The following is a 543-nucleotide window of genomic DNA, read 5'->3' as shown; positions in this document are numbered from 1 at the left end:
GTGGCGCGGGGTGTTTTTCCCCGATAAATGGCCGATCAAGCGCGAACTTGAATATGCGGCGGCACGGCTGACCGCGATCGAGGTCAACGGGACCTATTATTCGTCGCAAAAGCCCGCGACGTTCGCTTCCTGGGCAAAGGCGGTGCCGGACGGTTTTGTGTTCGCGCTGAAGGCCTCGCGCTATTGCACCAACCGCAAGGTCCTGGCCGAAGCAGGCGAGTCGATCGCTCGCTTCACGGGGCAAGGGATTGTCGAGCTCGGAGATCGGTTGGGGCCGATCCTATGGCAGTTTATGGCAACCAAGCAGTTCGATCCCGATGATTTCGGGGCCTTCCTCAAGCTGCTGCCGCGGCACCAAGATGGGGTCGCGTTACGTCACGCGGTGCAGGTTCGACACGCCAGTTTCCAGGTTCCCGAATTCGTCGCGCTGGCGCGGGCCGCCGGTGTGGCGATTGTCTATGCCGATTCGGCGGACTATCCCGCGATTGCCGATGTCAGCGGCGATTTTGTCTATGCCCGGCTCGAAGCCGCAGTGGAGGAAGA

1 protein-coding gene is annotated in these 543 nt (G+C 61.5%); it reads left to right on the top strand.

Annotated features, from left to right (window positions below):
• Positions 1-543, top strand: a 543-nt coding sequence (locus tag AACY08_RS28460; protein ID WP_339472435.1) for a DUF72 domain-containing protein, incomplete at both ends; no start/stop codon positions are given.

The sequence above is a fragment of the Pseudomonas sp. EL_65y_Pfl1_R83 genome (assembly GCF_963970695.1).
In the GTDB taxonomy this organism is placed as follows: Bacteria; Pseudomonadota; Gammaproteobacteria; order Pseudomonadales; family Pseudomonadaceae; genus Aquipseudomonas; species Aquipseudomonas tritici.
The sequence above is the reverse complement of the archived record's forward strand: the minus strand, read 5'-3'. Positions and strand labels throughout refer to the sequence as shown.